General features: G+C 62.4%; 12 protein-coding genes and 1 pseudogene. 7 read left to right on the plus strand and 6 right to left on the minus strand.

Going from position 1 to position 10,061, the window contains the following annotated elements:
• The 6 genes and pseudogenes from EN932_RS19545 to EN932_RS19570 form a co-directional block, all read left to right on the plus strand.
• A pseudogene (locus EN932_RS19545) lies at positions 1-338 on the plus strand (PLP-dependent aminotransferase family protein); the annotation flags it as partial.
• 119 nt (positions 339-457) lie between these two features.
• The gene (gene purL, locus EN932_RS19550) at positions 458-2,689 is read left to right on the plus strand and encodes a phosphoribosylformylglycinamidine synthase subunit PurL (protein ID WP_013532135.1); all 2,232 of its coding nucleotides are present in this window, start codon (positions 458-460) and stop codon (positions 2,687-2,689) included.
• Positions 2,686-3,198 (plus strand): hypothetical protein, encoded by a 513-nt coding sequence (locus EN932_RS19555; protein ID WP_127370286.1) that lies wholly within the window; start codon positions 2,686-2,688, stop codon positions 3,196-3,198. The genes purL and EN932_RS19555 overlap by 4 nt, the downstream gene beginning before the upstream one ends.
• Before the next feature lie 125 nt (positions 3,199-3,323).
• A complete protein-coding gene (locus tag EN932_RS19560; protein ID WP_010909092.1) occupies positions 3,324-3,557 on the plus strand; it encodes a BolA family transcriptional regulator in 234 nt (77 codons plus the stop codon).
• A gap of 141 nt (positions 3,558-3,698) precedes the next feature.
• On the plus strand, positions 3,699-4,034 hold the full coding sequence (grxD, locus tag EN932_RS19565) for a Grx4 family monothiol glutaredoxin (protein ID WP_013532137.1): 336 nt from the start codon (positions 3,699-3,701) through the stop codon (positions 4,032-4,034).
• A 163-nt stretch (positions 4,035-4,197) separates the two neighbouring features.
• Entirely contained in the window at positions 4,198-5,466 is a 1,269-nt protein-coding gene (locus EN932_RS19570) for a multidrug effflux MFS transporter (protein ID WP_013532138.1), read from the plus strand.
• Here EN932_RS19570 and EN932_RS19575 read toward each other — a convergent pair.
• From EN932_RS19575 to rpsD, 4 genes are all read right to left on the minus strand, one after another.
• Complete coding sequence (locus tag EN932_RS19575) at positions 5,463-5,870, minus strand: hypothetical protein (protein WP_013532139.1); 408 nt, start codon at positions 5,868-5,870, stop codon at positions 5,463-5,465. The two genes, EN932_RS19570 and EN932_RS19575, sit on opposite strands and share 4 nt — an antisense overlap.
• A 59-nt stretch (positions 5,871-5,929) precedes the next feature.
• On the minus strand, positions 5,930-6,757 hold the full coding sequence (locus tag EN932_RS19580; RefSeq protein WP_127384845.1) for an inositol monophosphatase family protein: 828 nt from the start codon (positions 6,755-6,757) through the stop codon (positions 5,930-5,932).
• Positions 6,747-7,634: a tRNA 2-thiocytidine(32) synthetase TtcA gene (ttcA, locus tag EN932_RS19585; RefSeq protein ID WP_027162370.1), complete on the minus strand. Its 888-nt coding sequence runs from the start codon at positions 7,632-7,634 to the stop codon at positions 6,747-6,749. Before ttcA ends, EN932_RS19580 begins: the two co-directional genes overlap by 11 nt.
• Before the next feature lie 107 nt (positions 7,635-7,741).
• Positions 7,742-8,359 (minus strand): 30S ribosomal protein S4, encoded by a 618-nt coding sequence (gene rpsD / locus EN932_RS19590; RefSeq protein ID WP_013532142.1) that lies wholly within the window; start codon positions 8,357-8,359, stop codon positions 7,742-7,744.
• A gap of 375 nt (positions 8,360-8,734) precedes the next feature.
• On the opposite strand from rpsD, the gene EN932_RS19595 reads away from it, so the two are divergent.
• Positions 8,735-8,944 (plus strand): hypothetical protein, encoded by a 210-nt coding sequence (locus EN932_RS19595; protein WP_013532143.1) that lies wholly within the window; start codon positions 8,735-8,737, stop codon positions 8,942-8,944.
• Between the two features lie 112 nt (positions 8,945-9,056).
• Here the strand turns inward: EN932_RS19595 and EN932_RS19600 are convergent, their stop codons facing one another.
• Positions 9,057-9,245, minus strand: coding sequence for a DUF3008 family protein (locus EN932_RS19600; RefSeq protein ID WP_013532144.1), 189 nt, complete (start codon positions 9,243-9,245; stop codon positions 9,057-9,059).
• A gap of 63 nt (positions 9,246-9,308) precedes the next feature.
• A partial coding sequence (locus EN932_RS19605) for a glutamate racemase (protein WP_128368987.1) occupies positions 9,309-10,061 on the minus strand: 753 nt, incomplete at its 5' end.

A 10,061-nucleotide genomic window follows, 5' to 3' on the forward strand; every position in this document is an offset into this window, starting at 1 on the left:
AGATACGAAAGCGCAGCATCGCCGAAATCAGCGCCCGCATCGCCATCGTACGCGAGACTTTGGCCGGCTTCGCCTTCAAGTCGCATGACAGGGTGCCCTTTGTCTGGCTGACCCTGCCCGACCCCTGGCTTTCCGGCACCTTCAAGAACGCTTGCCTGGAGCACGGCGTGCTGATCGACGACGAGGACGAATTCAAGGCCGGCCGTTCCGAGCAGGTTTTCCATGGCGTCCGCTTCGGCGTTTCGCAGCCGAGACAGCGCGGGGATATCGCTGAAGGCGTTGCGGTGATCCGGCGACTTCTCGATGAAGGCCGCGCCGGCTACGACAGCTTCTCCTGACACTGCGTGGCTTTGTCCGGTTTTCCGTCGTTTTTCGTCAATCCATGGGTGTATCGGCCGCAAGGCTTGCGATAAGACGGGACTCAAAATCCCAACGTCCCGGATAAAAATCGCCGCCCATGACCATTTCCAATTCCGTGCCGATCACCCCCGAGCTCATTGCCTCACACGGGCTCAAGCCCGACGAGTACCAGCGCATTCTCGACCTCGTCGGGCGCGAGCCGAGCTTCACCGAACTCGGCATCTTCTCGGCGATGTGGAATGAGCACTGCTCCTACAAATCCTCGAAGAAATGGCTGCGCACGCTGCCGACCACCGGACCTCAGGTCATCCAGGGGCCGGGCGAGAATGCTGGCGTGGTCGACATCGGCGATGGCGACTGCGTCGTCTTCAAGATGGAGAGTCACAACCACCCATCCTACATCGAGCCCTACCAGGGTGCGGCGACCGGCGTCGGCGGCATATTGCGCGACGTCTTCACCATGGGCGCGCGGCCGATCGCGGCGATGAATGCGCTGCGTTTTGGTGCGCCCGACCATCCCAAGACCAGGCACCTCGTTTCAGGCGTGGTTTCCGGCGTCGGCGGCTATGGCAACGCGTTCGGCGTGCCGACGGTCGGCGGCGAGGTCAATTTCGATGCCCGCTACAATGGCAACATCCTGGTCAACGCCTTTGCAGCGGGCCTTGCCAAGACCGATGCGATCTTCCTGTCCGAAGCCAAGGGAGTCGGCCTGCCGGTCGTCTATCTCGGCGCCAAGACCGGCCGCGACGGCGTCGGCGGCGCCACCATGGCTTCGGCCGAATTCGACGACAAGATCGATGAGAAGCGTCCGACAGTGCAGGTCGGCGATCCCTTCACCGAAAAGTGCCTGCTGGAAGCCAGCCTCGAACTGATGGCCTCGGGCGCCGTCATCGCCATCCAGGACATGGGTGCGGCCGGCCTCACCTGCTCGGCGGTCGAAATGGGCGCCAAGGGCGACCTCGGCATCGAGCTCGATCTCGACAAGGTGCCGGTGCGCGAAGAGCGCATGAGCGCCTACGAAATGATGCTTTCGGAAAGCCAGGAGCGCATGCTGATGGTGCTGCGTCCGGAAAAGGAAAAGGAAGCCGAGGCGATCTTCCACAAATGGGGGCTCGACTTCGCCATCGTCGGCAAGACCACCGACGATCTGCGCTTCCGCGTGCTGCACCAGGGCGACGAGGTTGCCAACCTGCCGATCAAGGATCTTGGCGACAAGGCTCCGGAATATGACCGGCCGTGGATCGAACCGAAGAAGCCGGCGCCGCTGGCCGCCAATGACGTTCCGCAAGCCGATGTTGCAGACGCGCTGCTGAAGCTGCTCGGCGGTCCCGACCTGTCTTCGCGCCGCTGGGTGTGGGAGCAGTATGACACGCTGATCCAGGGCAATTCGCTGCAGCTTCCAGGCGGCGATGCCGGCGTGGTGCGGGTCGAAGGCCATGCGACCAAGGCGCTCGCCTTCTCGTCCGACGTGACGCCGCGCTATTGCGAGGCCGACCCTTACGAGGGCGGCAAGCAGGCGGTGGCCGAATGCTGGCGCAACTTGACCGCCACCGGCGCTCTGCCGCTGGCCGCAACCGACAACCTCAATTTCGGCAACCCGGAACGGCCCGAGATCATGGGCCAGCTGGTCGGTGCCGTGAAGGGCATCGGCGACGCCTGTCGTGCGCTCGAATTCCCGATCGTCTCCGGCAATGTCTCGCTCTACAACGAGACCAACGGCCAGGGCATCCTGCCAACCCCGACCATCGGCGGCGTCGGCCTGATCGCCGATTGGTCGAAGATGGTGCGGGCCGGCTTTGCGGCCGAGGGCCAAATGATCCTGCTGGTCGGCGCGCCGGCGTCCTGGGGAACGCATCTCGGGCAATCGGTCTATTTCAGGGACATACACGGCCGCACGGATGGACCGCCGCCGCCGGTCGACCTCGAGCATGAAAAGCGCGTCGGCGACCATGTGCGCGCGCTCATCGCCTCCGGCATCGTCACGGCGGCGCATGACGTTTCCGATGGCGGTATCGCGGTGGCTTTAGCCGAAATGGTGATGGCGTCCGGCATCGGCGCCACCGTTCCCGGCCTTGTCGGCACCGACCCGATCCCGGTCTGGTTCGGCGAGGATCAGGGCCGTTATCTGCTGACGCTGTCGATCGACCCGCATGGTGACGAATGGGACGCCATTCGCAAGCAGCAGGGCGAGCTTGGCATCTTCGCGCCGTGGATCGGCTCCACAGGCGGCAGCGCGCTGAAGCTTGGCGACGCCAGGGCAATCCCGGTCAGCGAACTCTCCTCGGCTCACGAAGGCTGGTTCCCGCGCTTCATGGATCAGGCTAGTTGACCACACTGGCTGCCCGGGCGCTGCTTGCAGTCGTTTTCTGGCCGTCGCTGTTCTTCTTCTGGTTCCTGGGACCGTTCGTCTTTTTCCTGCTGTCGACAACCTCGAGCGAGGTTTGTATGCGGCTGGAAACACGTGCGGAGTTCCTTGCCGCGGCGAACGGCGCCGTCCCGATGCTGGCGCTGCAGAACCTCCTCTACGCGGTCCCGATCATCTGCCTGGTGCTCTGGGGCCGCCTTTTCCCGGATCCGGCACGGGCAAGGCACATCGTCACCTGCGTCAAGCTTTTCGCCGGCACGGTGGTCGTGGGCGCGTTGTGGGAGTACGGCTCGTCGCTCATCTGCGACGGCCATGGCCAAGGGTTCTTCTCGCCGGCTTGGCAAATGACGAGCTATCTCCCCATTGTCAGCCTGCTGCTCAACGCGCCGCTCTATGTGCTTGCCTTCGGCCTTGGCCGCGCTTTCTCGACACGCGAGGACGTTGCCGAGGATGAAGCAAGCCCACCGGCCTAGTCTTTCTCTGAAGCCGTGTGGCCGTTGGCGGGACAGAACGGCTTCAATCCGGACCGGAAAGGCTTTAGGCTCACCCGACTCTCATCTTATGGCCGGCTACCGGCCGCTCGAAACAGGATTTTGCCATGGCAATGGATGCCCACGACATCGAAAAACTGATCAAGGACGGCATTCCGGACGCCAAGGTGACGATTCGCGATCTCGCCGGCGACGGCGACCACTATGCGGCCGAGGTGGTGGCCGAGAGCTTTCGCGGCAAGAGCCGCGTCCAGCAGCACCAGATGGTCTATGACGCGCTGAAGGGCAATATGGGCGGCGTGTTGCACGCACTGGCGCTGCAGACCAGCGTTCCCGACTGACCCTTAGCGCTTGGCCCAACACGGCTCATCCTTTGCGCCATTTCAGCCACGGCGCGGCTAACGTCTTGTTTCGAGCAATCGTTGGGTTTATTTGAAGGGTATGTTTCGAGCCTGACTCCCACAGGCGGGAAAGGATATTCCATGAGCGGCATCAACGACTACATCGACAATGAAGTGAAGGGCAACGACGTCGTCCTTTTCATGAAGGGCACACCTGGTTTCCCGCAATGCGGATTTTCCGGCCAGGTCGTCCAGATCCTCGACTATATCGGCGCCGACTACAAAGGCGTGAACGTCCTGGACTCGGCTGAACTGCGCCAGGGCATCAAGGAATACTCCAACTGGCCGACGATCCCTCAGCTCTACGTCAAGGGAGAATTCGTCGGCGGTTGCGACATCGTGCGCGAGATGTTCCAGGCGGGCGAGCTGCAGACGTTCCTCGTCGAGAAGGGCGTCAGCGTCAAAGGCGCCGCCTGATTTCTGTTTTGTGCGTGCCCTAAATCGACGTTGATTTTCGGGCATCGAGCACCAGGCACCGGGGCAACCTCACCTCGGCAATTTTCATGTCCTGACCCCAGGACCAGGACGAGCCAATGCGCCGGCCCGCCGGCGCATTTTCGTTTGAAAGATCGGACTTGCCGTGGACCAGCCAAGACCAGCGCCGCAATCGGCAAGCAAACTGCCCATTCCGCGCTGGGAGTTCATCGCTCTGTGCGCGGCACTGATGGCGCTGAACTCGCTGGCCATCGATATCATGCTGCCGGCTCTGCAGCAGATCGGCGCCTCGCTCGGCGTCGAAAATGAAAACCACCGGCAGTATGTCATAACGGCGTACATTCTGGGCTTCGGCGGCGGACAGCTATTCTTCGGGCCGATCTCGGATCGCTTCGGACGTCGCGCACCACTGGTCGCCGGGCTGGTGATTTATGTCGCCGCGGCTGCGGCCGCCGCCGTTGCACCAAGCTTTGAAACACTTCTGCTGTGCCGGGCCGTGCAAGGCATCGGTGCAGCCGCCACCCGCGTCATCGCGGTCTCGATCGTGCGCGATACGTTCGACGGCCGGCGCATGGCCGAGGTGATGTCGCTGATCTTCATGGTGTTCATGGCGATACCGGTCATTGCTCCCGGCATCGGCCAATTTATCATGCTGTTTGCGACCTGGCATTGGATCTTCGTCACCATGGCCGTCGGTGCGCTGCTCGTCTCGGCCTGGTCGCTGCTGCGCCTTCCTGAAACGCTGCATCCCGAACATCGCCGGCCGCTGACGCTCAACTCCATTGTCGGCGGGTTTCGTATCGTTCTCACCAACCGCATTGCGATCTGCTATGCCTTCGCCAGCACCTTCATTTTCGGCGCCATGTTCGGCTTCATCGCTTCGGCGCAGCAGATCTATGTCGACATTTTCAAAGTCGGCGAGATGTTCCCGGTCATCTTTGCTGGGGTTGCGGGCGTGCTCGCCTTCTCCAACTTTCTGAACTCGCGCCTTGTCGGCCGCATCGGCATGCGCCGCCTGTCGCAGAGTGCGTTGCTGCTGTTCCTGGTCATCAGCCTTGCCTGGCTGGTGATTTCGCTGGAGATGAAGATGCCGCTCTGGCTGTTCATCACCTTCTTTGCCTGCGCCATGCTTCCATTCGGTGCGCTCGGCGCGAACTTCAACGCGCTGGCCATGGAGCCGCTCGGCCAACTGGCCGGCACGGCTTCGTCGATCCTCGGTTTCATGCAGACGTTTCTCGGCGGCATTCTCGGCACGCTGATCGGCCAGGCCTTCAACGGCACGGTGACGCCGCTGGCCGCCGGCTTCTGCAGCGTCTCGGTCGCCGCGCTGCTGATGATCTTCATCGCCGAGCGCGGCAAGATGTTCCAGCCACAGAACCCGCCCGTTTCAGGGCACATCACCGACTTGCATTAGGACGCACCTTCAAGGGCTGCCGTGAACCGAGGGGCAAGCATGCGCCCCGCAATTGCTTCGCCCATGCTGTCCGAAAAGTGCAATGGCAGAGCGTCATCGAGTGCCCTGAGGATGGATGCCACGAAGGCCCGGCTGCGCTGGGCATCGGTTCCCAGATCGGAATATGTGGCGCGAGGTTTGCCGATCAGCGTGCCGTTGCGGCGAAGCGAGAACCGCAGCGTGAGGGACATGCCCGCGGTTCCGGGTGGCGGCTTCCAGCAGGCATAGATCGCGTCCGACATCTCCTTTATCGTGTCGACGGGATCGGTACTGCGACAGCTGCGCTCTTGCGACCTTGCTTCCAGGGAACTGGCGAACAGACCGGCGGCAAGAGCCACCGCGACAAATGCAAACCGAGGTTTCATTCGAGAGCCTCCGGATTTGCGCGAGATTGTACTGCTTTCGGCTAACGCAGCAATCGATCCTACTGCGCCCAGAGCTCGCGGCGCAATTCGTGCCAGCTTTCCTTGTCTGGCGCGACAAGCAGGCCGCCGCCGAGATGCGAGGGCAGATAGGCGCTGCCGTCGAAGCGCGCCGCATGGCCGCCGGCCTCGGCATGGATCAGCACGCCGGCCAGGTGGTCCCACGGCATCAGCTTGTTGTAGACGACGAAGTGGGCATGGCCGCTCGCCAGCAGGCGGTATTCGTGCGCGGCGCAGCGATAGGCGAACTGCGACAGGATCTTGGTCTGGTTGCGCGCCAGCCGTGTCCGTTCCGGCTCGGCCATATATTGCCAGGAGACAGAGCCGGTCATCTCCGAGATCGGCGCGGGTACCGCTACATGCACCTTCTCGATGCTGCCGTGCGCATGCCGGATATGGCTGCCGGCACCCCTGGCGCCAATCAGCCAGTCCTTGCCGACGGGATCGTGGATGATGCCGGCGACAGTCTCGCCCTTGACCACGACCGCCAGCATGACGCCGAACAGCGGCACGCCGGAGGCGAAATTGAAAGTACCGTCGACCGGGTCGATGACGAAGGCCAGATCGGCATCGCCCAACCCGTTTAAAAGCGCTGGATTGTCGGAACAGGCCTCCTCGCCGACGACCATCGCTGAGGGATACCGCTCGCGCAGCCGCGCGGTGATCAGCCGCTCGGCATTGACGTCGGCTTCGGTCACCAGGTCGGCGGCCGACGTCTTCTGCCTGACATCGCCATCGCCCAACCGGCGAAAGCGCGGCATGATCTCGGCAAGTGCCGCCTCGGCCAGAATGCCGGCCAGCCAGCCGATCGCGGTGTCGTCAAATGTCATCGGCTTGCCTTGTGGTGAGGGTCTCGTTGAGGGCAGCGAAATCGAACAGCTTTCTGTCGAGCAGATGCGATGGCCTGCTGTTCGACAGCGCGCGCAGCATCGTATCCTTGCGGCCCGGCATGCGCTTTTCCAGGTCCTCGAGCATCGCCTTCATGGCGTTGCGCTGAAGACCTTCCTGGCTGCCGCAGAGATCGCAGGGAATGATCGGGAATCGCATGGCGGCAGCGAATTTTTCCAGATCGACCTCGGCGCAATAGCTCAATGGCCGCAGCACCATGACGTCGCCTTCGTCATTGAGCAGTTTTGGCGGCATGGCGGCGAGACGCCCGCCATGGAAGAGGTTCATGAAGAAGGTCTCGAGAATGTCCTCGCGATGGTGGCCGAGCACCAGCGCCGAGCACCCCTCCTCGCGTGCAATGCGGTAGAGATGGCCGCGCCTGAGACGCGAGCAGAGCGAGCAATAGGTGCTGCCCGCCGGCAGCTTGTCGGTGACGACGGAATAGGTGTCCTGATATTCGATCCGGTGCGCAATGCCGTTGCTGTCGAGATAGTCCGGCAGGATATGTTTGGGGAAATTCGGCTGGCCCTGGTCGAGATTGCAGGCCAGAAGATCGACCGGCAAGAGCCCGCGCCATTTTAGGTCGAGCAGCACCGCGAGCAGGCCGTAGGAATCCTTGCCGCCCGATAGCGCTACGAGCCAGCGCTGGCCGGGCTTGACCATCGAGAAATCCTCGATCGCCTGCCGGGTCAGCCGCAGCAGCCGCTTGCGCAGTTTGTTGAACTCGACCGAGGACGGCACGTCGGCGAACAGCGGATGGAAACCGCCTTCGCTGTCGGCGACCGGTTCGAGCGTTTCAATGTCTGGAAGCATGTTCATGGCATGTCGCTTTCAATGGCCCAGAGCGCCGGATTAGCGGACATGACCGACAAAGAAAAGGCCGCCTCGACGGGCGGCCTTCGCAGGATGTCGCAGAACGCGCTCGTTTAGCGCGAATAGAATTCGACGACCAGGTTCGGTTCCATCTGCACGGCGAACGGAACGTCCGCCAGGCCGGGGATGCGCGAGAAGGTCGCGACCATCTTGTTGTGATCGGCTTCGATGTAGTCCGGCACGTCGCGCTCGGCGAGACCGACCGCTTCCAGAACGATGACCAGCTGCTTGGACTTTTCGCGGATTTCGACGACATCGCCCGGCTTGCAGCGGTACGAGCCGATGTTGACGCGCTTGCCGTTGACGTTGACGTGACCGTGGTTGACGAACTGACGGGCGGCGAAAATGGTCGGCACGAACTTGGCGCGGTAGACGACCGCGTCGAGACGCGACTCGAGCAGGCCGATCAGGTTTTCCGAGGTGTCGCCCTTGCGGCGGTCAGCCTCTTCATAAACCTTGCGGAACTGCTTTTCCGAAACGTCGCCATAGTGCCCCTTCAGCTTCTGCTTGGCGCGCAGCTGCAGGCCGAAATCGGAAAGCTTGCCCTTGCGGCGCTGGCCATGCTGGCCGGGGCCGTATTCACGCTTGTTGACCGGGGACTTCGGGCGGCCCCAGATGTTTTCGCCGAGACGGCGGTCGATCTTGTACTTCGCGGATTCGCGCTTGCTCATCGCATTCCCTTTTCAAAACAACACACCCGGAACCTCATGGTCCGGGTGAAGGAAACGCGCCCTCCTCTGGCCTCCGTTTTCGAGACCTGACAGGGTTTTCCCACGCAACGCGGCGGAAAACCCACGGGACACGTCAGTTCAAACAAGATAGTAGAATTGGATTTCCACGCATCTTGCGCACATAAAGAAAACCACCGGGCATTGCGGCCCGGTGTTGGCGCGCTGATTAAACGGAGATTTAACCGGTGTCAAGCTTGTGGCTGGCGTAGGCCATGGCGACGATATAGCGTCTCTGGGTTGAGTACAGTGCCGGATGTGGCGGGAGGTTGCGCCAGCGGCATCAGGAAGGGACCGGAGCAGAGGAGCTACATTCGCATGAAGAAATTCTTCCTTACCCTGACAGGAGCCGCTGTGTTGGCGGGATCCATGGCGGTCATGACACCGGAGCCGGCTGAGGCCAGGCATTGGCAAGGGCACCGGCACCACCAGGCTTGCCGCATCGTGATCAAGAAGAAAATTATCTGGCGGCACGGCCACAAGAAGGTCATCCGCTACAAGATCAAGCAGTGCAGAGGGCGCTGGTAGGCTGCAATCCGGTCTCAGGCGGCCGACATCACTTCAAAGCCCGCGGTTTGGCCGCGGGCGTTTGATTCCGGCTCGTGTTCTTCGGCGTTTCCCTTGAACGGCGGACCGCACTCTAGCCTTTCGACTTCTTCTCCGGCAGGCCCTTGCGCTTCGTCTCGGCGAATTCCTCGAGCTGCTTTTCGCTCATCGATTCGTACATTCCCTTGGAAGCGCCCTGGAGTTCGCTCTTCTTGGTCTCGCCGCGCTTGGCCGACAGAGCCGCGCCGGCGGCTTTCTGCTGGGCTTTCGAGGTGGCTGGCATGGCTCTTTCTCCCGTTGGCATCAGGAGAAAACGCAACGACTGCCGTGATGTTCCGCTTCGCAATCACGACATCGCCAACCCGAACCCCTGCATCAGGCGGCGGGTGGGGAAATCGGCTCTTTTCGATGTGAAGACGGCAAGGTCGGGCCCTTCAGGCAACATCTCGCCACGACCGCTCGGATCGATGTCGGCGAGAAGCGACAGCGCCCGGCGCGCGATCGCTTCGGCGGGGTCGAGCCAGTCGACCGGCCAAGGCGCCGTCTTGCGCATACGATTGGCCAGAAAGGGGTAGTGTGTGCAGGCGAGCACGACGATATCCGTACGCAGCGCATCACGTTCGACGAAGCATGGCGCGATCTCGGCGCGCACGGCCTCCTCATCGACGAAGCCCTCACGCATGTAGATCTCAGCCAGTCCCGCCAGCCTGTCGCTGCCGACCAGGCGGACATGGCATTTCTGCGCCCATTTGCTGATCAGGTCGCGCGTGTACTGGCGCTTGACGGTGCCAGGCGTCGCCAGCACCGAAACCAGCCCTGAGCGCGTGCGTTCCGCCGCCGGCTTGATCGCAGGCACCATGCCGACAAAAGGATGCTCGGGAAATCTGTCGCGCAGCGCGTCGATCACCAACGTCGAGGCGGTGTTGCAGGCGATGACCGAAATGGCCGGCGCAAACCGCTCAAGCAGTTTGCCGAACAATTCAAGGATATGCACCCTCAGCGCCGGCTCTTCCCAGGCGCCATAGGGAAACGCAGCGTCGTCGGCGACATAGATGAAGCGGCGGTCGGGCATCAGCACGCGCGCCTCGCGCAGTACGGT

The sequence above is a fragment of the Mesorhizobium sp. M7A.F.Ca.US.002.01.1.1 genome (genome assembly GCF_004022955.1).
Classification (GTDB): domain Bacteria; phylum Pseudomonadota; class Alphaproteobacteria; order Rhizobiales; family Rhizobiaceae; genus Mesorhizobium; species Mesorhizobium ciceri.